The organism is Epilithonimonas sp. JDS (assembly GCF_021261315.1).
Classification (GTDB): domain Bacteria; phylum Bacteroidota; class Bacteroidia; order Flavobacteriales; family Weeksellaceae; genus Epilithonimonas.
Map to the genome: position 1 here is coordinate 57,171 of NZ_JAJSAX010000001.1, position 26,883 is coordinate 84,053.

Annotated in this window: 31 protein-coding genes; 19 read left to right on the plus strand and 12 right to left on the minus strand. The window is 36.9% G+C overall.

Annotation, left to right across the window (positions count from 1 at the left end):
• Positions 1-13 precede the first annotated feature (13 nt).
• The 11 genes from LUD75_RS00290 (at position 14) to LUD75_RS00340 (ending at position 8,931) form a co-directional block, all read left to right on the plus strand.
• Complete coding sequence (locus LUD75_RS00290) at positions 14-556, plus strand: hypothetical protein (protein ID WP_232703736.1); 543 nt, start codon at positions 14-16, stop codon at positions 554-556.
• Between the two features lie 142 nt (positions 557-698).
• Entirely contained in the window at positions 699-1,106 is a 408-nt protein-coding gene (tsaE, locus tag LUD75_RS00295) for a tRNA (adenosine(37)-N6)-threonylcarbamoyltransferase complex ATPase subunit type 1 TsaE (RefSeq protein ID WP_232703737.1), read from the plus strand.
• 56 nt (positions 1,107-1,162) lie between these two features.
• Complete coding sequence (locus LUD75_RS00300; RefSeq protein ID WP_232703738.1) at positions 1,163-2,359, plus strand: alanine dehydrogenase; 1,197 nt, start codon at positions 1,163-1,165, stop codon at positions 2,357-2,359.
• A gap of 9 nt (positions 2,360-2,368) precedes the next feature.
• Positions 2,369-2,740: a hypothetical protein gene (locus tag LUD75_RS00305; RefSeq protein ID WP_232703739.1), complete on the plus strand. Its 372-nt coding sequence runs from the start codon at positions 2,369-2,371 to the stop codon at positions 2,738-2,740.
• Between the two features lie 63 nt (positions 2,741-2,803).
• A complete protein-coding gene (locus LUD75_RS00310) occupies positions 2,804-3,580 on the plus strand; it encodes a histidine kinase (protein ID WP_232703740.1) in 777 nt (258 codons plus the stop codon).
• Positions 3,552-4,253, plus strand: a complete 702-nt coding sequence (locus LUD75_RS00315; protein ID WP_232703741.1) for a LytTR family DNA-binding domain-containing protein — start codon at positions 3,552-3,554, stop codon at positions 4,251-4,253. Before LUD75_RS00310 ends, LUD75_RS00315 begins: the two co-directional genes overlap by 29 nt.
• 96 nt (positions 4,254-4,349) lie before the next feature.
• Positions 4,350-4,739, plus strand: coding sequence for a hypothetical protein (locus tag LUD75_RS00320; RefSeq protein WP_232703742.1), 390 nt, complete (start codon positions 4,350-4,352; stop codon positions 4,737-4,739).
• Between the two features lie 113 nt (positions 4,740-4,852).
• Positions 4,853-7,132 (plus strand): cation:proton antiporter, encoded by a 2,280-nt coding sequence (locus tag LUD75_RS00325; protein ID WP_232703743.1) that lies wholly within the window; start codon positions 4,853-4,855, stop codon positions 7,130-7,132.
• Between the two features lie 71 nt (positions 7,133-7,203).
• Complete coding sequence (locus LUD75_RS00330; protein ID WP_232703744.1) at positions 7,204-7,731, plus strand: hypothetical protein; 528 nt, start codon at positions 7,204-7,206, stop codon at positions 7,729-7,731.
• 3 nt (positions 7,732-7,734) lie between these two features.
• Positions 7,735-7,908, plus strand: a complete 174-nt coding sequence (locus tag LUD75_RS00335; protein ID WP_232703745.1) for a hypothetical protein — start codon at positions 7,735-7,737, stop codon at positions 7,906-7,908.
• Between the two features lie 174 nt (positions 7,909-8,082).
• On the plus strand, positions 8,083-8,931 hold the full coding sequence (locus tag LUD75_RS00340; RefSeq protein ID WP_232703746.1) for a prephenate dehydrogenase: 849 nt from the start codon (positions 8,083-8,085) through the stop codon (positions 8,929-8,931).
• Between the two features lie 22 nt (positions 8,932-8,953).
• Here the strand turns inward: LUD75_RS00340 and LUD75_RS00345 are convergent, their stop codons facing one another.
• Both LUD75_RS00345 and purE read right to left on the minus strand, forming a co-directional pair.
• Positions 8,954-9,571 (minus strand): hypothetical protein, encoded by a 618-nt coding sequence (locus LUD75_RS00345; protein ID WP_232703747.1) that lies wholly within the window; start codon positions 9,569-9,571, stop codon positions 8,954-8,956.
• 64 nt (positions 9,572-9,635) lie between these two features.
• Positions 9,636-10,139: a 5-(carboxyamino)imidazole ribonucleotide mutase gene (gene purE / locus LUD75_RS00350; protein ID WP_232703748.1), complete on the minus strand. Its 504-nt coding sequence runs from the start codon at positions 10,137-10,139 to the stop codon at positions 9,636-9,638.
• A 37-nt stretch (positions 10,140-10,176) separates the two neighbouring features.
• On the opposite strand from purE, the gene LUD75_RS00355 reads away from it, so the two are divergent.
• A complete protein-coding gene (locus LUD75_RS00355) occupies positions 10,177-11,130 on the plus strand; it encodes an EamA family transporter (RefSeq protein WP_232703749.1) in 954 nt (317 codons plus the stop codon).
• A 76-nt stretch (positions 11,131-11,206) separates the two neighbouring features.
• A complete protein-coding gene (locus LUD75_RS00360) occupies positions 11,207-11,674 on the plus strand; it encodes a hypothetical protein (protein ID WP_232703750.1) in 468 nt (155 codons plus the stop codon).
• A gap of 53 nt (positions 11,675-11,727) precedes the next feature.
• Here the strand turns inward: LUD75_RS00360 and LUD75_RS00365 are convergent, their stop codons facing one another.
• The 3 genes from LUD75_RS00365 to LUD75_RS00375 are packed head-to-tail and all read right to left on the minus strand — an operon-like array spanning position 11,728 to position 13,848.
• Positions 11,728-12,837: a 5-(carboxyamino)imidazole ribonucleotide synthase gene (locus LUD75_RS00365; RefSeq protein WP_232703751.1), complete on the minus strand. Its 1,110-nt coding sequence runs from the start codon at positions 12,835-12,837 to the stop codon at positions 11,728-11,730.
• 31 nt (positions 12,838-12,868) lie between these two features.
• A complete protein-coding gene (locus LUD75_RS00370) occupies positions 12,869-13,309 on the minus strand; it encodes a nuclear transport factor 2 family protein (RefSeq protein WP_232703752.1) in 441 nt (146 codons plus the stop codon).
• Between the two features lie 2 nt (positions 13,310-13,311).
• The gene (locus LUD75_RS00375) at positions 13,312-13,848 is read right to left on the minus strand and encodes a DUF1543 domain-containing protein (RefSeq protein ID WP_232703753.1); all 537 of its coding nucleotides are present in this window, start codon (positions 13,846-13,848) and stop codon (positions 13,312-13,314) included.
• An 84-nt stretch (positions 13,849-13,932) separates the two neighbouring features.
• Here LUD75_RS00375 and LUD75_RS00380 point away from each other — a divergent pair, with 84 nt between their 5' ends.
• Both LUD75_RS00380 and LUD75_RS00385 read left to right on the plus strand, forming a co-directional pair.
• Positions 13,933-14,763: a sulfite exporter TauE/SafE family protein gene (locus tag LUD75_RS00380; RefSeq protein ID WP_232703754.1), complete on the plus strand. Its 831-nt coding sequence runs from the start codon at positions 13,933-13,935 to the stop codon at positions 14,761-14,763.
• Positions 14,763-15,149 (plus strand): DUF1634 domain-containing protein, encoded by a 387-nt coding sequence (locus LUD75_RS00385; protein ID WP_232703755.1) that lies wholly within the window; start codon positions 14,763-14,765, stop codon positions 15,147-15,149. The genes LUD75_RS00380 and LUD75_RS00385 overlap by 1 nt, the downstream gene beginning before the upstream one ends.
• Before the next feature lie 146 nt (positions 15,150-15,295).
• On the opposite strand, the gene LUD75_RS00390 is transcribed toward LUD75_RS00385, so the two are convergent.
• From LUD75_RS00390 to LUD75_RS00405, 4 genes are all read right to left on the minus strand, one after another.
• Positions 15,296-15,673: a VOC family protein gene (locus LUD75_RS00390; protein ID WP_232703756.1), complete on the minus strand. Its 378-nt coding sequence runs from the start codon at positions 15,671-15,673 to the stop codon at positions 15,296-15,298.
• Positions 15,670-16,173 (minus strand): hypothetical protein, encoded by a 504-nt coding sequence (locus tag LUD75_RS00395; RefSeq protein ID WP_232703757.1) that lies wholly within the window; start codon positions 16,171-16,173, stop codon positions 15,670-15,672. Before LUD75_RS00395 ends, LUD75_RS00390 begins: the two co-directional genes overlap by 4 nt.
• An 18-nt stretch (positions 16,174-16,191) precedes the next feature.
• Positions 16,192-17,058 carry an ESP-1 family subclass B3 metallo-beta-lactamase gene (blaESP, locus tag LUD75_RS00400; RefSeq protein ID WP_232703758.1) on the minus strand — a complete coding sequence of 289 codons (867 nt, stop codon included), beginning with the start codon at positions 17,056-17,058 and terminating at the stop codon, positions 16,192-16,194.
• Between the two features lie 141 nt (positions 17,059-17,199).
• A complete protein-coding gene (locus LUD75_RS00405; protein ID WP_232703759.1) occupies positions 17,200-18,297 on the minus strand; it encodes a diphosphomevalonate decarboxylase in 1,098 nt (365 codons plus the stop codon).
• Between the two features lie 994 nt (positions 18,298-19,291).
• Between LUD75_RS00405 and LUD75_RS00410 the strand changes: the two genes are divergently transcribed.
• The 4 genes from LUD75_RS00410 (at position 19,292) to LUD75_RS00425 (ending at position 22,585) form a co-directional block, all read left to right on the plus strand.
• Positions 19,292-20,197 carry an ATP-binding cassette domain-containing protein gene (locus LUD75_RS00410; protein ID WP_232703760.1) on the plus strand — a complete coding sequence of 302 codons (906 nt, stop codon included), beginning with the start codon at positions 19,292-19,294 and terminating at the stop codon, positions 20,195-20,197.
• A gap of 57 nt (positions 20,198-20,254) precedes the next feature.
• Positions 20,255-21,565 (plus strand): ABC transporter permease, encoded by a 1,311-nt coding sequence (locus LUD75_RS00415; protein ID WP_232703761.1) that lies wholly within the window; start codon positions 20,255-20,257, stop codon positions 21,563-21,565.
• Positions 21,566-21,600: 35 nt separating this feature from the next.
• Positions 21,601-22,038 (plus strand): lipocalin family protein, encoded by a 438-nt coding sequence (locus LUD75_RS00420; RefSeq protein WP_232703762.1) that lies wholly within the window; start codon positions 21,601-21,603, stop codon positions 22,036-22,038.
• Positions 22,039-22,129: 91 nt separating this feature from the next.
• Positions 22,130-22,585, plus strand: a complete 456-nt coding sequence (locus LUD75_RS00425) for a lipocalin family protein (protein ID WP_232703763.1) — start codon at positions 22,130-22,132, stop codon at positions 22,583-22,585.
• A gap of 100 nt (positions 22,586-22,685) precedes the next feature.
• On the opposite strand, the gene LUD75_RS00430 is transcribed toward LUD75_RS00425, so the two are convergent.
• From LUD75_RS00430 to LUD75_RS00440, 3 genes are all read right to left on the minus strand, one after another.
• A complete protein-coding gene (locus tag LUD75_RS00430) occupies positions 22,686-23,927 on the minus strand; it encodes a T9SS type A sorting domain-containing protein (RefSeq protein WP_232703764.1) in 1,242 nt (413 codons plus the stop codon).
• A gap of 155 nt (positions 23,928-24,082) precedes the next feature.
• A complete protein-coding gene (locus tag LUD75_RS00435; protein ID WP_232703765.1) occupies positions 24,083-25,432 on the minus strand; it encodes a DEAD/DEAH box helicase in 1,350 nt (449 codons plus the stop codon).
• 152 nt (positions 25,433-25,584) lie between these two features.
• On the minus strand, positions 25,585-26,751 hold the full coding sequence (locus LUD75_RS00440; RefSeq protein WP_232703766.1) for a HAMP domain-containing sensor histidine kinase: 1,167 nt from the start codon (positions 26,749-26,751) through the stop codon (positions 25,585-25,587).
• Positions 26,752-26,883: the final 132 nt, after the last annotated feature.

Here is a 26,883-nt window from a genome sequence, read left to right on the forward strand (position 1 = left end):
AAATTTGAAAACAATGAAAAATATAATATTCATCTACTCAGTCTTATTTTCAATGATGATCTCTGCGCAGGTAGCTGTTGGGAAAACTGCTGTTTCTAATGCAAATGTTTCTTTGGAGTTCGGGACAGCTAACAGAGGTATGCTGTTACCCTGGGTAACAAATACGGCTGGTGTAACAGGCGTTGTAAACGGAACTATGGTTTATGATCTTTCAGATAAAAAAGTGAAGGTAAAATATGCCGCTGCATGGAGAGATCTTACTATCAATACTACCGGAACCACCGTAGATCCTGTAAGTAGTGTGGATGGCGTGGCTATTCAGAATTCCGCTACAGAATCTACAAATGCCAAATTTGCAATTGGAACTGTAACTGCAACACCGGGAATCTTGGTGCTGGAAGATACAAACAAGGCAATGGTACTACCAAAAGTAGCGAGCCCGCATCTGAACATTATCAATCCTGCACCGGGAATGATGGTTTATGACACCACGGCAAAGTTACTTGCGGTTTTCAACGGTACATCTTGGACTTTCTGGAGAGCTCAGGTTAACTAAAATGAATTTTTAAATTCATTACAATAACTATTTATGATAGGAGAAGGCGAAATCTTTCTCCTATTTTTGTTTTATAACAGAAGAAATATTGAATATTATAATTCGATATTTCTCGAATCTATTAATTTTGCAAAAAAGAAAAATGAAATTCTCAATCAATACTCTTGAAGAATGGAATGACGTTGTAAAGCAGATCATTCCGGAAATCAAACATCCGATTTTATTATTAAAAGGAAATCTTGGCGCAGGGAAAACAACTTTTTCTCAGTTTCTGTTACGAGAATTAGGAAGCCAGGACGAAATATCTTCGCCAACCTACTCCATCGTAAACGAATATGACACGCCAAAAGGAAAAGTTTTCCATTTTGATTTATACCGCTTGAAATCCGTAGAAGAAGCCTATGATTTTGGTATTGAGGAATATCTGGACAATGGTTACTTATCAATTATCGAATGGCCCGAGATTTATATGGACGAATTGGAAAGCTACGATTTCCACGAAATGTCCATTATCAATACAGAATTCGAAAGAGAAATCGAATTTAATTAACCTTACACTAAATTGTTTTATCTTTGTTCTTTATTTTTGATTAACGATTCATTTTTATGAGCAGTACATCCACCATATTTACGCCTTTTACAGAAGAAGATCTTATGCCGAAGGAAGAAAAACTTGAAGTTGTAAAAAAGGGAAAAACATTCAGCATCGGGATTCCGAAAGAAACCTGCCTGAACGAAAAAAGAACGTGCATCATTCCGGATGCGGTTCAGATTTTGGTAAATAATGGTCACAAAGTCATCATCGAAGCCGGAACTGGCTTGGGATCGCACTACACAGATTTATTATATTCCGAAGCTGGCGCTGAGATTACTGACGATCCAAAAGTGGCATTTGCACAAGATCTGGTTTTAAAAATAAATCCACCCACAGAAGAAGAAATCGAGTACTTGAGACCGATGACTTATCTTATTTCTGCTTTACAAATCAACCTTAGAGACAAGGATTATTTCCTGAAGCTGGCTTGTAAAAAAGTCAATGCCATCGCTTTCGAATTCATAATGGATGAGTACAAGCAGTTGTCATTGGTAAGATTAATCGGCGAAATCGCAGGAAGTGTTTCCATATTATATGCATCCGAACTTTTGGCAATGTCAAACGGATTGATGCTCGGCGGAATTACCGGCGTTCGTCCAACAGAAGTTGTCATTCTAGGCGCAGGAATCGTTGGCGAGTTTGCTACAAAAGCAGCAATCGGACTTGGCGCAAGTGTCAAAGTTTTTGATAATTCGCTTTCAAAACTTCGAAGACTTCACACGATGGTGGACAGCCGCGTGCCGACATCCATTATAGATCCAAAAGAATTAACCAAATCATTACGAAGAGCCGACGTTGTGATCGGTGCGTTGCCAAGACTTAATCTTTCACCAATCGTGACGGAAGATATGGTGATGAAAATGAAAAAAGGTAGCGTCATCATCGATATCACCATCGATAACGGAAAAGTAATCGAAACTTCGGAATTAACGACGACTGAAAATCCTTTTGTCGTAAAGCACGGCGTCATCCACTGCGGATTACCAAATCTGACTTCAAAAATGCCAAGAACGACAACTAAAGCGGTCAGCAATTTCTTCTTAAGTTATCTTTTAGGTTACGACGAAGAAGGCGGATTCGAAAATATGCTGATTCATAAAGCTGAGATCAAACAATCACTTTACATGTACAAAGGAAGACACACCAAACAGTTGATCTGCAACAGATTCGATCTTCCTTATCACGATATTAATCTATTGATTTTCTAAGATTCGACGATGTTCAAAAAGCTTAAATTCTATTCCATCGGTCTTATTCCAGGATTATTGATTGTATTTTTTATTCTAAATCAAAAAGGAACAACCTGCTCGTATTTTCCTAATGACAGGGTAATCGCCGAGACTTTGACCAAAGATTTCACTTATTCTCCAACTTTCAAAACTGAAATGGAAACAAACAAAATCTCTGAGAAATTTCTGAAAGACAGCATCATCGCAGCAGGAAAAATTGATTTTGATAGAAGTAAAGCTCAGGCACAGCCTTGTCCACAATATCTTCTGCTCTATCCGAAAAATAATCCAAGATTCGAAGTCAATTATTCCAAGTGTAAAGAAAACGCAGAATTTACAGGATTCAAAAAAATAAAATAGATTTATTGATTTAATATCAATTTTAAATCTAATTTCTAAAACCTAACTTCTAACATCTATCCAATGAATGGCAGAAATTTACTACTCCCGGATTATTTTCTATTTGGAGGGATTTTCGCCATTTTTCTTCTGATTGTCCTCTGTTTTTTTCTTTACGGAAAATACAAATCGACGAAGACCAAAAATCAGATTCTCGAGGACAATTACAAAGCGATTGAAAGCAAACTGGAGAATGTCCGGTTGGAACATATCGAAACGAAGCTCAATCCTCATCTCTTCAAAAACATACTGAATTCGGTACAGTCGCACGCTTATCAGACCTACATTTCACTCGATAAATTGGCTAATATTCTGGATTACATTCTCTATGAAAGCAGCAATAAATATGTCAGTGCAAAAGCAGAACTTGAATTCGCGATGAGTCTGATTGATATTAATAAAATCAAAATCAATCCACTTTTTGACCTCAGAATTAAAACGAAGATTGATAAGGAAGATTCCATTTTTACTGAGAAAATCTTCGCCCCTTTGATTTCGGTTGATCTGATTGAGAATGCTTTTAAACATACAGATTTTCTGGCTCAGGATTCTTTTATTTCAATTAATTTAAGTCTTGAAAATCGTCAGTTCGAAATGAAAGTCAGCAACAAGATTTCCGAAAAAACACCGATGCAAAAAGAGAACAGCGGTTTCGGAAGCGGCTCTTTTGACCAGAGACTGAAAATGATTTACAAAAGCCACTACAAGCTCACGAAAAGTATCAACAACGATATTTATACCGCTCATTTAAAAATAGATCTGGGAGAATTTTATGATAAAATGCGTTATACTGGACGATGAACTACTGGCAATCAGCTATTTGAAATTGCTTTGTGAAGAGATTGAAGGTGTTGAAGTCGTGAAAGCGTTTAACAATCCGAAAGTTTTTCTTCAGGAAATCGACAATATCGATTGTGACCTCTGCATTCTGGACATCGAGATGCCCGGACTGAACGGACTTCAGGTTGCAGAACTCATAAAAGGAAAAAAAATCATTTTCACGACTGCTTACAAGGAATACGCTGCAGAAGCTTTTGACCTGGACGTCGTAGATTACGTGAGAAAACCTATCAAAAAAGAACGTCTGGAACAGGCTTTTGAAAAGGTTGAAAAATTCATCAGCGACCAGCAGAAAAACCATTTTTTCGAATGGAACACCAATCTTGGGAAAACAATGATTTTTACCAACGAAATTGTTTACATCAAAACTTCTGAGATCGACAGCCGCGACAAAGATATTTTCCTGAAAAACGGTTCCGAATTAATCCTTAAAAACCTAAGCTTCAAACATTTGTCAGAATTACTTCCTCAGAAATATTTTGTTCAGATCAACAAAAAGGAAATGGTAAACATCCACCACATAAAAGTTTTTTCTTCATCAGAAATCATTCTGGACAGCATTTCATCAGACGGAAATCCGCTGAAATTAATGGTAAGCGAAGTTTACCGAAGTGCGCTGACGGAAAAATTCTAAAATTCATTTGATTACATTTTAAAGCCTTTTCATTACAGGAGCTGATTTCGGATCTTTTCTACACTTACATTTGCCGGAATTTTAAAAAGATTTCGAATGAAAAAGCTGATTGGTTTTGCCTTATTATTTATTTCAATATTAAATTTTGCGCAGGAAAAAGATTCAAAAGTAAATGTTTCATTTTTTGACGGAATCGCCGTTGCAGGTTATGTTGACAAAGGTGCGTTTCTAAATTTTACCGGCCCCAATGTCAATTTCGTTCATCACCAAACCAAATTTATGCTCGGAATGCTGCCTTCTGTCAGAATCAAGGAAGATAATTCTTCAACTACAAAAAACAGCATTGTAACGCCCAATCTCGGAATGGGGATTACGGTTGCTTACAAAAAACTGGCAATCCAGATTCCACTTTATTACAATGCAAAAACCGCAACCGCAGACGGGAAATGGAAAATGGGAATCGGCGTTGGTTACCGCTTCAGGTAATTTGATTACATTATTTACAAATTTCATTACATTTAAAAAACAGATTGAATTAATATTGGTCAAAACTTCTCAACTTAGCATCTCGAAATCAGGTAAAATTTAGATTAATGATTATGAAAAAGTACAGGAATATTATTTTTTACGTTCTTACGATTGCTTTCTTCTCCTGTTTGATGTATTGGTTTTTCATCGAAGGTAAAACACTGGAAATCGGAGAAAACATTGCACCAAGCAAAGCGACAGGCGCAACAATGTGGGAAAACTTCACTGATTCTTTTCTTGCGAATCTCCATCATCCGCTGGCTCTTTTATTAGCACAGATTGTAACCATTATCCTGGTTGCAAAACTGTTCGGCTGGATTTGCGTAAAACTAAAACAACCTTCCGTCATCGGAGAAATGATTGCCGGTATTGTGCTCGGTCCATCTTTGGTTGGACTTTATTTTCCGGAGTTTTCCGCGTTTATGTTCCCAAAAGAATCCCTACCAAACCTCCAATTCCTCAGTCAGATTGGCTTGATTCTGTTTATGTACATCGTCGGTATGGAACTTGACCTAAGTGTTTTGAGAAAAAAAGCACACGACGCAGTGGTCATCAGCCACGCAAGTATCATTTTTCCTTTTGCGCTTGGAGTCGGCCTTTCTTATTTTATTTATAAGGAATTTGCGCCGGCTGGCATTCAGTTCAGTTCGTTTGCATTATTTATTGCAATTGCGATGAGTATTACAGCTTTTCCGGTATTGGCAAGAATTGTTCAGGAGCGAAATTTACATAAGACCAAAATCGGAACCATCGTCATTACTTGTGCAGCAGCAGATGACATCACGGCCTGGTGTATTTTGGCAGCCGTAATTGCTGTTGTGAAAGCGGGTTCATTTTCAGGATCGATCTTTGTCATTTTGATGGCGATATTTTACGTTTTTCTGATGATCAAATTGGTAAAACCATTCCTGACCAGAATTGCTGAATCACAGAAAGGAAAAGGTTTCATCAACAAAGCTTTGGTTGCTGTTTTCTTTTTGATACTAATCATTTCTTCTTATGCAACGGAAGTGATTGGAATCCACGCATTATTCGGCGCTTTTATGGCTGGAGCGATCATGCCGGAAAATGTAAAATTCAGAAATCTTTTCATCGAGAAAATCGAAGATGTCGCATTGGTTTTATTGCTTCCTTTATTTTTCGTTTTCACCGGATTGAGAACTCAAATCGGATTGTTAAATGAAGGCTATCTTTGGCTGATAACCGGATTGATTATCCTTACCGCTGTGACAGGAAAATTCATAGGAAGTGCTTTGACTGCCAAATTTCTGAACATTAGCTGGAAAGACAGTCTTACAATTGGTGCTTTGATGAACACGCGCGGCCTTACGGAATTAATCGTTTTGAACATCGGTTATGATCTGGGTGTTTTGGGTCCGCAGTTGTTTGCAATGCTTGTAATAATGGCATTATTCACAACATTCATGACTGGTCCTTGTCTGGATTTGATTAATTATCTTTTCAAAGGTAAAAAGACGATGCTGGAAGAAGATGTGGATGCTAACGATGAAAAATATAAGGTGCTACTATCCTTTGAGACAGCGGATTCCGGACAGACTTTATTGAAATTTGCTGATAATCTTACCAACAAAATGAATGGGAACAAAAGCATCACCGCCATGAATATTGCGCCGGTGGACGAGCTCCACGCTTTTGATATCGAGAATTATGAAAAAGAACTGTTTGAAAATGTAATCGAAACTTCTAATGAATTGAAACTGGAAGTTACTACTCTTTTCAAAGCTTCTACAGATATTGAAAATGATTTGATTAATATTACAAACAAAGGCAACTATGATCTGCTTCTGATAATGCTTGGGAAATCAATCTACGAAGGAAGTTTGCTTGGGAAACTGCTTGGATTCACGACTAAGATCATCAATCCTGAAAAATTATTGAACACGGTAAAAGGTAAATCCTATATTTTCAACTCTTCACCTTTTGATGATTTTACCTTAAGCATTCTCGATAAAACCAATATTCCTGTCGGGATTATGGTCGATAAAAAATTTGAAAGTGCTGACAAAATTTTCATCCCGATTTTTGAGCTGAATGATTTCTTTTTGGTAGAATATGCAAAACGATTGATCAATAATAATGATTCTCAGGTCATCATTCTGGATGCAGCAGGACAAATCCGCAAGAATACCGAGATCCGCGAACTGATCAGAAATATCGAGCACATTGCACCCAACCATATCACGCTTTACAACGAAAAAACGATTGAGAAAGATTTCCTGCAGTCACAAGATCTGATGCTCATCAGCAGCAAAAGCTGGAGAAACCTGATAGATTCCAAAAGTCTCTGGCTGTCTGATATTCCATCGACTTTGATTATTTCAAATCCATAATTTTTTTTAAATTTCAATTATATAATAATCTTACCAATATATGATTGAATAAAATTTCGTATTTTAGTTAAGTGAAAAAACAAATCAAATATGAATTAGACTTTGTAATCGATCAACTTACAAACTCTATTATCAATGTAATTTCTGGCGACAGTTTTCAAACCGAAATTGCATTGGTGACAAAAAATGATTTGAAAAATATCACTAAAAAGAATGGTTGGAATTTTAATTGGAGAGCTGAATTTCAAGACATTTCAAAAGAAATCTATAAGCTGACAATCTTCAATAATCCAAATATTATCCAAGGACTTCTAAGTGTAAGTATAATGGATGATCATGTCTATATGAACTTATTAGAAAGTGCACCGTTCAATATAGGAGTAAATAAAATTTATGAGGGAGTTGCAGGAAATCTGGTAGCTTATGCTTGCAAAACATCCTTCCAGAAAGGCTTTGATGGCTACGTAGCCTTTATTGCAAAAACAAAATTAATAAAACATTACGAACAGACGTTAGGAGCTTATCATTTTAAAGATCAAAAAATGTTTATAGAAACAGATCCAGCAAAACGATTGGTAGAAAAATATTTTAAAGATTAAATTATGGGAATCATTAAAGAACCAAAAGGTGTAGATTTCGTCATACAAAGTCGACCACTAACTGTTGATGAACAGAAGGAAATCAGTGAATTTATCAAGATGCGGAAATTGCAAAATAAAAATAAAATTGCGCCACGGAATAAAGTAATTTCTAAACAGAAGCTGAAATTAAAATAGAAAAGCAATTGTTTTTGAAATTTTCAGAATTAATGTTTATCTTCGTCTGGTGAAAACAATTAACACGACATATTATTACGCAATTTTGACCCTCAAAAAGGATTAGGATTCGTATGTATCAATATCAAACCTCGTCCTAATGGCGGGGTTTTTTGTTTTAAAAATTTAAATATTATGAAGAAGATTAGCATCATTGGAACCGGATTGATCGGCGGATCCATCGCATTGAAATTAAGAGATAAAAAATTCACAGATTTTGTTTATGGAATTGATCAGGACGAAGCGCATCTTAATAAGGCTCTAGAATTAAATATCATTGACGAAACAGCCGATCTGGAAACTGGTGTAAAGAATTCCGACTTGATCATCATTGCAATTCCCGTCGATTCCGCGAGAAAAATATTGCCTTCCGTTTTAGATTTAATTAATGAAAAACAAACGGTGATGGATGTCGGTTCTACAAAATCCGGCATTGTAGATTCAATCAAAGATCATCCGAACAGAAAGCGTTTCGTGGCTTTCCATCCGATGTGGGGAACGGAAAACTCCGGACCGAAATCTGCGACCAAAGAAAGTTTCGCAGGTAAAGCGGCCGTGATCTGCAACCGGGAAGATTCCGATACTGATGCTTTGGCAATTGTTGAAAAAGTGATCGAGAATCTGGAAATGCACCCGATCTATATGAATGCCAATGCGCACGATGTTCACACCGCTTACATCTCACACATTTCACATATCACGTCATATGCTTTGGCGAATACGGTGTTGGAAAAAGAACGCGAGGAAGACACGATTTTCCAGTTGGCGAGTTCCGGTTTTTCCAGTACGGTTCGTTTGGCAAAATCACATCCAGAAATGTGGGTTCCGATTTTTCGCCAAAACAAAGAAAATGTTTTGGATGTTTTGAATGAGCACATCACGCAGCTCAGAAAATTCAAATCTGCGTTGGAAAAGGAGAATTTTGAATATTTGGAGGAATTGATTACAAATGCGAATAAGATTCGTGGGATTTTGGATAAGTAAAATTTTGATAAAATTACATTAATTACGATTCGAAAAAGACGAAATAGATGATGATCAGATGTATAGAAATTGAAAGCACCAACGGTATTGCGAATGATTTTGCCCGATATTCCGTCTCACTTTTAAACATTTTTTCTCTAATGAAGTATAGACCTAATGCGCCAATCCCGGAAAATAAAAACCTGAGGGAAATCTTCCCATATCTGATGTCTCCAAATAGATTCAAAAGATAAGTTGTAGCAAGTGTGTACAAAATTCCGAATACAAGAGATGCGATCGCACCTTTTTTGTCATTGACCTTGAAGAAATTAAAAACCTGCAAGACCGTTCCGAAGATCACGCCAAAAACAACACTGAAAACCCAAATCACTTTATTGGAGTACAATTCGACAGCGGTTTCATCTTCGGTTAGATTTTTGTCCCATTTTTCATCAATGAAAACATCTTCCTTCTCGATATTTTCTTTTGACTGGATCAATTGTTCGATGCGTTCGGCTTCAGTTTCTGAAAATACTTGTCCTCTTTCCTTTAAAATATCAAAGGCGTAGCGGATACTTTTTGCGACAAATTTGCTTTCAGGTTTAAGATAATTATTGAGTTCCTTGTCACTCAATTTTTCGATGATTTTTTTGCTGACCATAAATTTCTAACAAAACATCTGAAATGGTTGAATCCGCATCCCGGAAACAGGAGCCCAAATAATCCTATTTATCAAACTCATTCGGATGCAATTTCTTAATCTCGTCCACAGTTCCAAGAACTTTATCTTTCAATGAGTTTTGGTAAGTTTCCAATTTCTGAGAAACTTCTGATTCTGAAGTTCCAATGATTTTTGCAGCGAGAATTCCGGCATTGGTCGCGCCATTCAAAGCCACTGTCGCAACGGGAATTCCGGAAGGCATCTGTAAAATGGACAGAACCGAATCCCAACCATCAATCGAATTTGAAGATAAAATTGGAACGCCAATCACGGGTAAAGTGGTACAACTAGCCACCATTCCCGGAAGATGAGCCGCGCCGCCTGCACCTGCAATAATGACTTTCAAGCCTCTTTCCTTGGCCGTTTTGGCGTAATCGAACATTCTTTCCGGCGTTCTGTGTGCGGAAACCACCGTCAATTCATAAGGGATTTCTAGAGATTTCAAAAAATCTGCTGCTTGCTGCATAATTGGGAGATCGCTTTGGCTGCCCATTATTATTCCGATCATTTTTCAAATTTTATTAGATGTTCAAAGATAAAGATTTATGAGTAAAACTCGGGTTTTTGGAATATCTTTGTTTTTAATTCTTTCAGACTTGACTTCCAAAACCATTATCTGTATTTTCATCGTTGCCATCGTTTGGGGAACGACTTTCCTGGGCATCAAGATCGGTGTAGAGACTGTTCCGCCTTGGTTTGTTGCCGGTTTACGCCAGTTTTTAGCAGCCTTGATTCTGTTACCTATTTTACTTTTCAAAAGAGAAATGAAATGGATTGGATGGAAAAACCTCTCGATTCAGCTTACACTTTCTATGCTGATGCTGATTGGTGCAAACGGACTTACAACGGTTGCTGAGAAAGATTTGACAAGCAGTTTGACATCTTTAATCAGCGCACTTTCGCCGGTTTTTATCTTTATTGGAAGTATGATTATTGGAATGGAAAAATTTACGTTCCGTACATTGATTGGGCTTATGATGGGACTTTTTGGAGTTGTTTTCATATTCTGGGATGGGATTAATGATCTTGCAAATCCCGATTACAGAAATGGATTATTAATTTTACTTTTGGCCATTCTATGCTGGGGCGGCGGTACGATTTATACTAAAAAATTGCATTCTGAAAGTAACAATCTGTTTCTGAATTTATTCTATCAATTTGCTTTTGCGGGAATTGTACAGTTGATTTTTGCATTCTTATTTTCTGATAAAATCGATGTGGCAAGCTGGTCTGCGCAGAGTATCTCGGCAATTGTTTATCTTGCTATTTTTGGTTCTGTGACTGCATTTTTCGCTTATCATTATTTATTGAAAACCTTGCTTCCAACGCAGGTTTCAATCCTGTCTTATGTGAATACGATCATCAGTATTTTTCTGAGCTGGCTGATTTTGGATGAGGCTATTTCTGCAAAATTCATTCTCGCAACAGCCTTCATCATTGGTGGTGTTTTTATCATTAATTACAAACCGGGAATGTTAAAATTTCGCATAAAGGAATAATAATTGATTGAGGTGTGATTTAATTTTTTAATTTTAAACTAAATAAAAAACATAAACATTAATTAATACCTAAACAATGAAAAAAATTCTGATATTAGCTTCCACAGCTACTCTGCTATTCGCAACCTCTTGCAAGAAAAATGAAACTGTTGTGACGACTGACGGAAATGATACGCTGAGCGTTGTAAAAACCACAGAGACAACTACTCTGGCAAATGACGAAGCCAAAGCAAAAGTAGACAAAGCACAGGCTGACCTGGATGCGGCCATCAAAAAGGGTGACAAAAAAGCTGAAGCTGCTGCAAGACAGGCGCTCGCTGATGCAAATGTGGCGTGGGAAAAAACTAAAACTGCCGTCAACAATGCCGCACAAGATGTGAAAGAAGGTGTAGACAACACAGTGGACAAAGCAAAAGTAGCTACAGAAAATGCCAAGCAAGATATGAAAGAAGCTGCAAAAGACACCAAAGAATCCATCAATAAGGCAGCTGACGATACGAAGGAAACTTACAATAAAACACTGGAAAACTTAAAAGCTAAATAGTTTTTAAGTTCATTATAAAAGTAAAGCAAGGTTTTTGGCCTTGCTTTTTTGTTTTATGCAATCACTTTTACAAGCGATTTGATGTGAATCAGTTTCTCCATCAGTTCTTCTCTGGAATCTGCGAGAACATTGATATGACCCATTTTCCTTCCGGGTTTTGTCTCGGTTTTTCCGTAGAGATGAACGTAGGTTTTGGGAAGTTTCAACACTTCTTCTAAACCTTGATATTTTACTTTTCCCGAATAGTTTTCTTCGCCGACCAAATTCAACATTCCAGAAAATCCGAACGAATCTGTATCAGCCAAAGGTGAGTTGGTTACGACTCTGTAAAATTGTTCGAATTGGGAATTGGCATTTCCTTCCTGCGATTGATGTCCGGAATTGTGAAGTCTCGGCGCCGTTTCATTGACCCAGACCTTTCCATTTTTGTCAAGGAATAATTCGATGGCAAAAAGTCCCGGAGAATCTGCACTTGAAATAAATTGTTTCCCGATTTTGTCGATTTGATCTTGCACATCGTTTGAAATATCAGCCGGACAGATATTGAAATCCAAAAGATTTAGTTTCGGATCGGCAACCATTTCTGTCACTGGAAAAGTTTTGGTTTCGCCGTTTTCATTTTTGGCAACAATCAAGGATAATTCTTTATCAATGTCCACCAAATCTTCTAAAACAGATTCCTGCGTCCAAAGGTTTCTCCAGTCCTGAGTTGTTCTGATGAGTTGAACGCCTTTGCCATCATAACCGCCGGTATTCAGTTTTTGAACGAACGGAAGTTGGATTTTTATTTCTTCTTCACTTCCATCCATAATTTCAAATTCCGGAGATGGAATTCTGTTTTCTTCATAGAATTTTTTCTGAAGAATTTTCTGCTGAATGATTTTAATAATATTAGAATTCGGAACTACTTTCACACCTTGGTTTTCAAGTTCTTCCAATGCTTCAACATTCACGTGTTCGATTTCAATCGTAACGACATCTTTGTCTCTTCCAAATTCCAGAACATCATCATAATTATTAAAATCTCCTCGCGTATAATGAGAAATATTGGCGCACGAACATTCCGGATTTGGGTCGAGAACATAGAATTCGTCATCATATTTCAATGCTTCCTGAATGAACATTCTTCCGAGTTGTCCGCCTCCTAAAATTCCGATTTTCATTTTTTTTTACTTTCTTTTATTTTGATTTATTTTACTTCTTACAATTATCTATTCGCCGTGTATCGATGATGTATTGGATCTTCCATTCGTCATTGACCTTTACCAATTGAAAAGAATTGACGCCGCAATGCGAGAATTTTCCCTGATAATAAAACTCATAAGGCGTCCAGACAGAAGCCAGATTTCCGTCAATTAAAATATTTGAAAACGTGATTCTTTCGTCCAGACTTCCTTTCTCAGCTTTAGAAATACTGACCGCAAAATCTTTGATATTCTCATTTTTCACTTCTCCATTTTTCGTGATGGTCTGCAGAATTGCGGTTTTAGAAAAAGCTTTTGTAATTTTGGATGAATCAGAAGTTTTCATTCCATTAAACAAACTGTTAACAGTCGATTTAATTAATTCTTCTTCAGAAGTTTGAGAGAAAACAAATGAGGAAATAAGAATAAAAAACAATGCGAATAGTTTCATAATTATTTGATTTTGAAGTAACCGATTTCCATAGGATTTTCCTGATTTTCAATTGTAGATTTTTCAAGAATAATAGAATATTTTTCCTTAGTAATCTGCGAAAGCAAATCGCTGACGGTATAAAGATCATCGATATCAACACCCAGCTTATCATCGATATGGCTGGGTGCATTTTTAAAACCCATTGTCTTGTAAAATTTGGTTCTCTTTACCCGTTTTATGACTTCTGCCATTGATTTTCCAACCATAAGATGCTGCTCGTGAAACTCTTCAAAATGTCCCACTTTGTAGCCGCCAAGATTAATAAAATACAATTGGTCTTCACCAGCTTCGGGCGATTTTTCAACGATCTTAATTTCGTAGCCATCCACGAATTTCACTTCCTGATAACAGTCTATGTGAAGCTTCACACCTTTCCAAAATTGTTTGATTTCCGGGTGCAGATCCTCTACTCTTTCCGCGATGCCAAAGAAAACATCGTGCTGTTCAATATTTCGTTCTGCCGGCTCTGCTCCCACGATGATGTAGAATAATTTCATTTTGAAAATTTGTCCTACAAAAATACATCAAAATAATCTTTTTCAAAGTTTGTGTACCCAAATCAATACTTTTATATTTGCTGGATGTCAGAAATCATTATTCTATTTATTGGAGCTATCGCAGCCGGATTGATGGGATCTCTTACTGGATTGGGCGGCGGCGTCATCATTATTCCCTTACTTACACTTGGTTTTGGCGTTCCAATGCATTACGCCATTGGCGCATCACTTATTTCTGTGATCGGAACTTCTTCCGGCGCAGCTGTAGCATTTGTGAAAGAAGGTTTTACCAATATGAGAATAGGGATGTTTCTGGAGATTGCGACGACAGCTGGAGCAGTTTCCGGCGCTTTGGTTTCCGGATTTCTGAATCCCAATACAATCGGGATTATCTTCGCAAGTATCTTGATTTTGACCGTTCTATTAAATTTAAAAGGAAAACCTGACCATCAGGAAACATTAATAAAAAGAAGTCTTGCCGACAAACTGAAACTCTACGGTACTTTTCCGGATAAAGATGGAATAAAGCATTATGCTTCACGAAACACCATTCCTGGTTTTCTAATGATGATTTTTGCAGGCGCAATGTCGGGACTTTTAGGAATTGGATCTGGTGCTTTGAAGGTTTTGGCAATGGACAATATGATGAAACTACCATTCAAAGTTTCGACTACGACGAGTAATTTTATGATTGGCGTAACGGCTGTGGCTGGTGCATTGATCTATTTTCAAAGAGGACAGATTATTCCCGTGATCGCTGCTCCGGTTTTGATTGGCGTAGTTGTAGGCAGTTTTATCGGTTCGAAAACCTTGATGGTTTCTAAGACCAAGAAACTGAAAGTATTCTTTGCAATCGTGATTACAATCCTGTCAATTTATATGATGTACAATGGCGTAACCAAAAAATTCCATTAATGAGAACAAAACCATTTACAGACCTAGATCTGAATCGTTCCGTTGGAAATCTGCTTAGATTAGGCGTTCTGCTTTCCGTTGTGACTTCTTTGGTTGGCTTTATCAAACTTTTTATGGAAGGTTTTGTAATGCCAAAAAAATATAAGCTTTTGGATATGGGAACGACCTCGGAAAAAGTGTGGGGACAGTTTTGGAATTCGCTGATGAAAGGCGAAGGAATGGCAATCATCCAACTCGGAATTTTGTTCCTGATTTTGACGCCATTGGTAAGAATTATCTTTGCATTGATAGGTTATCTTAAGGAGAAAGATTACGTTTATGTTGTAATTTCACTGATTGTATTGGCAATTATGACGGTGAGTTTTTTAACAGGTTACGCCCATTAATTATAAATGATAATTGATGAATGATAATTGATGAATGATAATTGATGAATGATAATTGATGAATGATAATTGATAATTTATAAGTGATAAATGATTTTTAGCTTTATCAATTTAGTCTATTATCTATCCGTCTATTCTCTCCCAGTCTAATTCTCATAAAACTCCAATGGCAAATTGTCCGGGTCGGTCGTAAAAAAGAATTTCTTCTCCGTAAACTCATCGATTCTGATGTCTTCACAATCCAAACCTTTTTCTATTAATTCATTTCTCTTTTCTTCGACATTATCAACGGAAAAAGCTAAATGACGAAGGCCGCAACTTTCTGGTATGGAAGCTCGTTCTGGCGGATTTGGAAACGAGAACAGTTCGATGACATAATGTTCTCCGATTGCCAAATCTAACTTGTAAGATTGTCTTGCTTCACGGTAAACTTCCCGAATGATATTCAATCCTAAAACTTCGGTATAGAATTTTTTGGAAACTTCGTAGTTTGAGCAGATAATGGCGATGTGGTGGATTTTCATTTTAATAAAACTTTTTTTGAACAAAATTTTTTAAGATAAGATCGCATAGAAATTTTTAATTCATCAATATTTGTAAGATTGAGATTTTCAATAATTTTTTTTGAATTATTTTTGGTGACGACAAACATTATTTTTGAATTCCCACCATAATCAATTTTGACTTTTCTAATTTCTTTCCAGTCTATCAATTTTCTTCCCAAAAATTTTAATCCTTTTTCATTTAAAATTAATTCCGGAAAAAATAAATTAAGAATAAATTTAATAAGATAACCAAAAGCAAAAATTGAATAAACTACAACTGCCATTGCGGGTTCGTAAGCTTTATCAGAATTATTTGTTCTATAGATGTAAAAAAATAAAGCTAAGGAACAAATTAAAATTAACCAAAATAAACTTCTACTTTGTCTAAATACTTTTTGTTTTGGAATATCTTTATATATCCCAAACTTAGAATATCTTTCTTTTTTCCTTAATCTTAAAATATTTTTTCTGAAGTTCATTTTATCTGATTCATCTTATTATTTCGATTCCTCTTTCACTTTTTCCAAATAATCGTCTTCCAAATCTTTTAAACTTTTGAAATAATTTTCCTTATCCATAAACAGTTTCGGATTGTAAGCATCGCCTTCTTTTCGTTTTTTGTGAAGCTCGAATTGGCTTGCGTGAGAAGCAACCCAAACATCGAAATCCAGTTTTTTCATTGCGTCTAGCGTGTAGGCATAATCTTTTTGGATGGTTGGATAAGCTTTCACATCAGAGAACTTGTGGTCGATAATGATTGATGGCATATTGGCAATCAGGACTTTGTATTTACCATTTTCATCTTTCGTTTCGAAGATAAAACTGCACGAACCCTTTGTGTGACCTGGATGATGAAGCAAAGTCAAAGTCGTGTTTCCTAGTTTGATTTTGCCATTATTTTTCAAAAGAAAATCAGGCGATAACGGTTTGAAGGTCACGCCATATTTTCCCAATTCGTAATCCGATTTTCCGCCAGATTTCAATTCGGCAACATCTGCTTCGTCCACATAAAGTTTGGCGCCCGTTTCTTTTTTGATATCGGCCATCGCACCCATATGATCGAAATGTGCCTGGGTCAAAGTCAAGATTTTCGTGTCCTTATATCTGAATCCGAGCTTCTCGATATTGGCTTTGATTTGAGGATAAGAATCTGCCAAACCAGTGTTGATAAGGATATTTCCTTTGTTCGTGACAATGAGATACGAAGCCAAATCATAAGTTCCAACATAGTATAGATTCCCTACAATTCTGAACGGTTCGTAAGGTTGCGACCATTCTGCGGAATAATTGGTTGGTTCTGTTACGGTTTGTGCATTTCCGGTAAAGAAGATGATCAGTAGAAGTATTAGGGTAAGTTTTTTCATAATTATTTTTTTATCAGGCTTTTGTTATTCCGTAGGAATTTCGACAGTTAAGTTTAGATTCCTACGGAATGACAAAAATGCGGGTTAATTTTTGCGTTATAATTTCACTTCCGACCTCCAGCTTCCATCTTCCAACCTTTTCTAAAACCTCATCACATCCTTCACAACCCCACCTTTCTGAGTCAACGGAATCAGTTCTGTGGTGATGAAATCTGTGATTCTTTTGTTATCAATATCATTCGGGAAGAGCAAGTGAACGTTTGCGCCGGCATCCAACGTGAAGAACAAAGCCAATCCAGTGATTTTCCTGAATTCCCAAATTTTGTTGATGACCTGCAACGTTCCGGTTTGCATCAGGATAAAAGCCGGCTCACTCATCATCATCATTGCGTGAAGCGTTAAAGCTTCGTGTTCAACTAATTTGATGAAACCTTCCATATCGCCTGTTACAAGGATGGTTTTCAGTTTTGCGAAGTTTTCGTGCGCTTCCTGGAAACGTCTTTCAGCGTAAGGATTGGTGTTCATCAAGCCGTGCCCAACGGTGGATGAAACGGATTTCTGACCTTCGTGAATCAGCAATACCCAATCGTGAAAGTTTTTGAAGATTGGATGGATTTCGTTGTTGTTATAAGGAACAGCGAACAAATCTGAACTTCCTTCCACTTCGTCGGTTTTTCCCCAGACTACCAAACCTTCATAAAGACTTCTGGACGCACTTCCACTTCCCAATCTTGCGAGGAAACTAGCTTTTTTGTTGATGGTTGATGGTTGATGGTTGTCGGTTGTCAGGCTGAGGCTCTCGAAGCCTTCTTCCTTTATACTTGAAAATATTTTGTCTAATTCCATCAGACATTTTGCAATCGCTCCGAAACCAGAAGCGGAACTTGCAATTCCGGAACTGTGCGGAAAGGTATTTTCTGTTTTGATGATGTATTTTCCTTTCAGAATCCAAGGGAGATATTGCTCTATGTTTTTGAAATATTTTTCGATTTTTTCAGCGAATTTCTGTTCTTCATTTCCTGCAAGAAAAGTTTGAACCGAGAATTCTTCTCCAGCGATAAATTCCATTGTGGTGTTGGTTCTACAATGGTTCAATGTGTAGCTGATGCTGGGATTTGCCGGGATTTGGTTTTCGTATTTTCCCCAATATTTTATCAATGCAATATTGGACGGACAGCTTGCGGAAACCGCTTGGTTTGATATGTTGAATTGGGAATTTCCCAAAAATTCTTGAGTCATAGTGTTGCTTTTGGCAATCGGCTTTTGGCAGTTAGCTTTGGCGGATTGGTTTTGGTTGGCTAATTTAAGAATTAATAAAGCTTTGTGAAAGTTGATTTTTGATGAGTTATACGTATTTCAAATGAAGTTGGTTGCTAAAATTTGAATGATGAATGAGATTCCCAAATGTGTCGCACCTACGGAGCTTTCTTTTTGCGGAAGAATCAATTTCTACAAACATTTCGCTCCTAACGGAGCTTTTTTTGAAAAATCAGCAACATTTATGATGCTCCGCTAGGAGCAAAATGTTTGTAGATAAAGCATATTCAAAAAAATAGGGTGCTGTAGGTACGGTATTTCTCTTCTTCATATCCTCATTATACAGACATACCGCTCCTACAGAGCTCTTGACTGCCTTCGGATAATATACTACTACAAACATTTCGCTCCGATGGAGCTTTGAAAAAATTCTGTTACTTGGTGAACTCGATGCTATTAACAATCCGTTCCTATAAAACTTTGATAAAAAAGACTATTTAAATTTATGATGAAGAATTCTTTATAAAAATGGTTTTAAAATTTAAACCGTTTTCCTGATGCTCCATAGGAGCAAAATGTTTGTAGAAAATATACAATCAAAAAAAAGAGTGGCGTAGGCACGGCACTTCACTTCTTCAAAACACATACTGCTCGGAATCTAAACTGTTTTAGTATTCAATGGGTGGAAATTCTAATTGAATGACAAACTACAGTTCAATTGCAAAGTTTTTCTGTAACATTTTTGAGATTAATGAACTAATTTTGTGTGGTTTTAAAAATCGTTGATGGAAAGACGAAACCTCAACATAGCCCCGATGGTAGCGGCATCCTTTTTTTGCTTTGGACAAATCTTCTTTTGATGACAAATCGTTCTGAGCAAAAAAAGATATAGCGGACAGCGGGTTGGAAACGTGAATCGAGAGAGAATACTTGTTGCTCCAAATATTAATTATACATTTTTAATTACAGATTATCAATGCTGAAAGCTGAAAATATCAAAAAAACTTACAACGCGGGGAAGAAAATTGCGCTTCAGGATTTTTCTATCGATGTGCCTACGGCGAGTATTTATGGGCTTTTGGGTCCGAATGGCGCGGGGAAAACGTCGTTTATCCGTATCATCAACCAAATCACGCAGGCGGATGAAGGAAAGGTTTGGATTGACGGCCAGGAACTGAATCCGGAGCACATCCGAAACATCGGTTATATGCCGGAGGAGCGCGGACTTTACAAGAATATGACGGTGGGCGACCAGCTTTTGTATTTTGGCGAGTTGAAAGGAATGTCGCGTGCAGAAGCACTTTCGCAGGCAAAATTCTGGTTCGAGCAACTGAACATCGACCAATGGTGGAAGAAAAAACTGAGCGAACTGTCGAAAGGGATGGCGCAGAAAATCCAGTTTGTGGTGACGGTTTTGCACCGCCCGAAATTGTTGATTCTGGATGAGCCTTTTTCGGGTTTTGACCCTGTGAATGCGAACCTCATCAAAGACCAAATCATCCGTCTGAAAAATGAGGGAACGACCATCATCCTATCGACACACCGAATGGAAAGTGTGGAGGAAATGTGTGATTTTGTGGCGCTCATCAACAATTCTAAGAAGGTTTTGGATGGGAAAGTTTTTGATGTTCGCGAACAGTTTAAGCAGAATGTTTTCTCTGTGGTTTTGGCAGACACGAATGCTGAAAGTCTGGAGGAACTGACGAGAAAATATCAGATTGAAAATATGACGACGAACAATGGTTTGTTTCATTTTGAACTGAAGAATTCTGAGAATCAAAATATTTTGCTTCAGGATTTGGTTAAAACGGGAACGATACGGACTTTTAATGAGAAGATTCCTAGTATGAATGAGGTTTTCATTAATGCGGTGCAATCATAATTGATGAATGATAATTGATAAATGATTCTACTTACTACATTTTACTTTTTACAATAAATGAAAAATATATATTTAATTACCAAGAGGGAATTTCTGACGCAGGTCAAGAAGAAATCTTTTATTATTCTGACTATTCTTGCGCCACTTTTGATGGTTGGTTTTGGGGTTTTAATTGGTTTTATGTTCAAGGCGAACGAAGCGGAATATCATTTTGATGTGGTGGACAAAAGCGGACTTTTCGCCGGACAATTGAAATCGACGAAAGAAATCACTTATACTTTTGTGCCTGAAAATACGGAAAATGCGCTCGTCAAAAATCTGAAAGATTTGAATGGAACAGACGGTTTGCTCATTATTCCAGAACTTAAAGACACCAATTTTGATGCGTTGGAAAGTGGGACAAAACTGTTGACCAACAAGAAAGTCGGGATGGATACGAAAAGTTTGGTTTCGGCTGATTTGAGTAATATTCTGAAAAAAGAAAAAATCAAACAACTTGGAATCAAGGAAGACAGGATTGTGAATCTTGACAAGAATTTCAAACTGATTTCGCAAAACGTGACGGAAAGTGATAAGCCTGAAAGTGACCTTGCTTTCGGCATCAAAACCGCGCTGAGTATGGGATTGATGTATGTGGTGTTTATGTTCATCATCATCTACGGCGTTCGTGTGATGCGAAGCGTTTTGGAAGAGAAAAATAACCGTGTGGTCGAAATCATCATTTCGTCTGTCAAACCTTTTGAGTTGATGATGGGGAAAATTCTGGGTGTAACTTTGGTGGCATTGACGCAATTCATCGTTTGGATTGCAATGACCGTGACCGCTGCGATTTTCCTGAATACAGGATTTTCGGCAATGCAGAAAAATATTCCAGCTGGAGAAGAAGGCGTCCTTAAAAATCTGGACATCCAGCAGATTGCGACGGAGGTCTCGCACATTCTTTTGGATATGAATTATGTTGGAATCATCGGCGTTTTTGTGTTCTTCTTTTTGTTCGGATATATCTTTTACAGTTCGATGTATGCAGCGATTGGAAGTGCGGTTGACAATGAAACTGAGACTCAGCAATTCACTTTGTTTGCTGTTGTTCCGCTTATGTTGGGACTTTACGGAAGTTTTACGATTATGAATAATCCGGATGGTCCGATGGCTTTTTGGCTATCGATTATTCCTTTTACGTCGCCAGTTGCGATGATTGCAAGGATTCCGTTTGGGGTTCCACTTTGGCAGATTTTGTTGTCGATATTTTTGTTGATTGCTTCTACGCTGCTGATGGTTTTTATTGCTTCGAAAATCTACAGAGTTGGGATTTTGATGTATGGGAACAAGGCGACTTTGAAGGAGATTTGGAAATGGATTAAAAATTGATATGTTTTTTTTATTAATTAAAAAAACAAACTCAAATGAAAAAATTAATCTTACTTGCCTCGGCAGGACTATTTTTAGCAACTTCTTGTAGAAAAGACGACGATGACAATCCCCAGGATTTGCTTGTCGGAACGTGGACCATCGAAAAATACGTGGTTGAATACGGAAACGGAACCACTGAATCCGACGCACCAACCACTTGTACAGGAAAATCAAATCTGATATTTGGCAGTGACGGAAAGTATACAAGTAATGATTACTATGACAGTGGCAGCAACTGCGATCTGGAATCCAATATCGGCACGTATTCCTACGACAATAACACCAGCACATTGACGGTGTCTGCTAATGGTGCAAGTGATAATTCCAAAATCGAAAAACTCACCAATTCACAGCTGATCATCCTGTTCGGTGAAAGTGATTTTGACGATGATGGAAAGACCGATAAGCAGTATATTTATTATAAAAAATAACAATAAATCCTCAGAATAGTTTCTGAGGATTTATTGTTTTTAGATTCCTTCTTATTATAATTTTCATTTTATTTGTAAAAAAATTAATACTTTGAAAAAACTAATTCTAATTGCGCTTGCTTCGTTATCCTTTATTTCCTGTAGGAAAGATGATGATGAGAAAGATGAAGCGATGATTGTCGGGACTTGGAATCTTAACAAAATACAGATTGTGTCCGGAAAAGACAGTTCAGTTTTAAATTCAGAAGTGATTTCGGATTGCCCAGATAAACGGACTTACCTCTTCTCTGATCATAGCTATACACTAACCATTTTCAAAGATAATTTCATAGGTTCCTGCGTTCCTGATGAGACAGAAAATGGTGAATTCAATTATAATGTAGATCAGAAAAAAATAACATTTAAATCTACACTCACTCAAAATCCTTACATCATGAATGTCAATTCTATTACACATAACGAATTACAGTTGATTGATTCTTTTTTTGGTTATGATGCAAATAATGACGGCATCATCGACAAACGTATATTGGTATTCAGCAAATAAAAAACTCTTCAGAACTTTCTGAGGAGTTTAATGTTTTTTGGCTTTAGTTACACCATTATTACAGGTATTTAACTACTCAATTCTATTTTTTGAAATTCCTTTATTGGATTATAATTTTTTGAGTATAATTCTGTTTTTGATTTTTGAGATTTAAAATATAAATTCCTTTTGTAAAACCCTTAGCATCAATGCTTAATTCATTTCTATTTTTGAAACTCTGGTTGTAAACGCTTTTTCCTGCCATATCCGAAATAGAGATCGTAAACTCTTTTGAATATTGATGATTGATGGAAATGTTTATTTTGTCAGAAGTTGGGTTAGGATAGATGTTTATTGAATTTTTGATTACTTCTCCAGTATTTAATGTAAGGTCTGCTGCCATATTTTTCCACACGCTCGCTTTTCCATTTTCCACACCAACAGCATATCCCAATTTGACGTTGCTGAAATAGATCGAAGAAATAAAAGCATTCTTTATTTGTACATATTCCTTATATCCATCTTCTGAACCGTAAGTCATCCTTACCAAACCGCGTGTGCCGCATCCACACAAAGTTAAATCTTCAAAAATACCCCAAACTGTATTTTCATTAATGGAAAATATTTTGGATAAAAGGTATAAAGAACTTTGGCCTAATCGTTCAAAATTGTTTCCTCCATCTGTGGTTTTTAGAAATCCAAACTGATAACTAAACCCTTTATTTTCATTTATAAAATTAAATGGTCCCCGGGAATTATCAATTTTTGTCCAATTCTTACCACCATCCAAAGTTTTTAAAATGTTATTTTCACTCGAATGATAAACATTATTATTTGAAGCATAACCAGTTTCTCCACTTAAGAATTGGATGTCATAAAATTTCATTTGTGCATCATTCCCAATAATCTTTTCCCAGGAACTTCCTCCATTAATACTCTTAAGTAAAATAGAATTATTATTCGAATCGATACAAGACAGGAAAATTAAATTTTCGTTCACACAGGACATAGAATATATTGAGCTGACATTATCCACAGCGATTGGAAGCCATGTATCGCCACCGTCCGTTGTTTTCAGTAATTGTGCACCAGCTGAAACTATGAAGCCAATATCTTGTGTGGGAAATTGAATTTTTCCAAGAATTTGAGTTGTTCCTGATGATTTCTGCTGCCAGCTTGCACCACCATTTGTTGTTTTGATTATGGTTCCATTATTGCCGGTCACTATCACGATGTCTGGTGTAATGGCGTAAACGTCTGAAAAATTGGAAGCGTTTACATTTCCTACATTTAATGCAACCCATTGTGCGGTACAACTGAATTGGAAAGTCCATAAGAAAATAAATGACAAAAATGTTTTCATTAGTTTTTAGTTTTATTATTGTAAAAATAATGAAAAAATATTATTGAGTATTAAAAAATATCAGACTTATTAACAATTGTTACCAAAGAAATCAATAGTTTAATGCACATTATTTATTAAAACTAAAATCCTCAGAAGACTCTGAGGATTTTTGATTATTTCTTTCTCTTCGCTATAGACTTTTGCTTCTGCTGAGCTCTGTTCGCTCCGAATTTCTTCGGTTCTTTTCGCTTGCTTGGTCCTCCTAGATTGGTTTTCTTGTTCTTCGCTTTTTTCTCGTGGAAAGCAGAATCGCCTTCGTTCAGTTTGGCTGTCGTTAGGAATTTCATCTTCACTTCTTCCTGTTCCGATGCGATCTTCACTTTAGAAATTGTCACAGCTTCCGGGAATTCCGTTTTCTTGATTTCTCTGTCCATTAGAAGTTCGATGTCCAAAAGTTGCGCTTCTTCTTTTTTGGTGAAGAACGTGATGGAAATCCCTTCTTTGTCCGCACGACCAGTTCTACCGATCCTGTGAATGTATTGCTCTGGAACCTCAGGAACCTCGAAGTTGAAAACGTGCGAAATATCCGGAATATCCAGACCTCTCGCCATAATATCCGTCGTGATCACGCCTCGCAATTCTTCATTGGTGAATTCCTGCATCACTCTTAATCTGAAATTCTGAGATTTGTTGGAATGGATGACACCAAACTGGTCTGGAAATTCGACATTCAGTTTTTCGAAGATGAGATCCGCGTGTTTTTTATTATTAGCAAAAATTAGAATTTTTTCTAAGTCCGTTTCTGTTTTAAGAAGATGAATTAATAAATTCAGTTTGGTGTTGAAGTTCTCCACCGGAACTGCAGATTGTGCAATTTTTTCCAACGGTGTTCCAGATCTTGCCAGTGAAATTTCAATTGGGCCGGCGAAATATTCGTTCAACAATGCGTCTACAGCATCTGTCATAGTTGCAGAAAAAAGGATGTTTTGTCTTTTCTCCTTCATCATTTCGAAGATGTGTGTGAGCTGTGGACGGAAACCAAGATTCAGCATTTCATCAAATTCATCGATGATTAATTTACCAACTTCCTTTAACGAAATTGCATTATCAATCGCCAAATCCATTACTCTACCAGGTGTTCCTACCAAGATGTCACAACCGTCATTGAACAATAATTTTTGTGTATTGATATTCTTTCCACCGTAAATTCCGATCACTCTTGCGGTCATATTTTCCGTCATTTTTGTGATCACTTCTGCGACCTGCACTACCAATTCTCTGGTTGGAACCAAAACCAAAACCGTTGGATTCCCTGTTTTGTTGTATTTCCAGGTTTTAAGGACTGGAAGCGTGTAAGCCAAAGTTTTCCCTGTTCCCGTTTGGGCAATTCCCATCACATCGCGTCCGGAAAGTATCGGTCCGATGCTTTTTTCCTGAATAGGCGTTGGTTCAAAAAGGTTGAGATCGGCTAGAACATCCAGAATCTTTTCCGGTAAATCGAAGTCTGCAAAAGTGGTTTTCATCTGGGAAAATTTATTTTTAAAGTGGTAAAGAATAACCTGGAAAATTGAAATTATAACGAATTGATACAATATTTTCTTTGGTTTCAATCGGCAAAGATAGGGATTTTGAAATCAAGAGGAAAACTATTGATTTTTTGAGATAATTATAAAACTTATTTCTGCTCTTCCCTCAAAACAATCCTGAAAGTCGTTCCTTTCCCAACTTCAGAATTGGCAATTTTCACCTCGCCTTTGTGATATTCTGTCACGACTCTTTTCGTTAAAGAAAGACCTAATCCCCAACCACGTTTTTTGGTAGAGAATCCCGGTTTGAAGGCATTTCTGACCTGTTGTTTTGTCATTCCGCTTCCGGAATCGGTCACATCAATGTAGACATTTCTATTCTTTTTGTAAAGAGACAATTCCAGTTTTCCTTCGCCTTTCATCGCATCGACGGCATTTTTGATCAGGTTTTCGATCACCCAACTCATTAGGATTTTACTGTGTGGAATCAGAATTGGTTCGTAGGTTTTTCTTAAAGTAAAATCGACTCTTGTCGAAATTCTGGATTTCAAATAATCAAAATTCTGCTGTACGGTTTCATTAATATCAAGATCATTCAGCGACGGAATTGATCCGATTTTTGAAAATCTCTCGGAAATAGTTTTCAGTCTTTCAACGTCTTTCTCGAGTTCTTTTACGCCTAATCCATTTTCATCTTCCAGCTTCATAATTTCCACCCAACCAATCATTGATGATAATGGCGTTCCGATCTGATGCGCTGTTTCCTTAGCCAAACCAGCCCAGACAAAACCTTCGTCAGTCTTCTTGAGAGTTCTCAGGAACCAAAAGGAAAATATCAGATAAGCGCCGATGAACAAAGCGATTAGGTAAGGATAAAACCTGAAATAATTGAGCAGATCGGAGTTGTCGTAATAGATGAACTGATTCTGTCCAGATGGCAATTCTACGACAAAAGGATCGTAGGAATTTTCCATTTTTCTGATCAGATTTTTCAGCTTAAGGGAATCTTGTTCGATTTGTTCGGGAATATTGGCTTGGAAAATGGGTGTTTTATTTTTGTCTGTCACCACAATAGGAAGATTGGTATTATCCTGCATTACAGCAAGATACAACTCCTGAATTTTTGGATCTGCTGAAATCTCATCATCAGTATAGGCTTTCAAAGCCGTACCAATCAGATTGATCTTCTGAATCTCCTGCTTCCTGAGATTGTCAATAATTAAAAAAGAAGAAACGGCAATACCAAGTACAATCGCCGTGAGTATAAAGTACACGACCCAACTGTTGATCCTTTTAAGAAAATTGAAACCTTTCATTATTGCTTATAAAACGGCAATTTAGGAATTTATTATATAAAATTAGAGCTTAGAATTTAGACATTAGATTTTAGACCAGAAATCAAGATTAATTTGGATATTTGTAATTGATATATTAATGCAAATCGATTT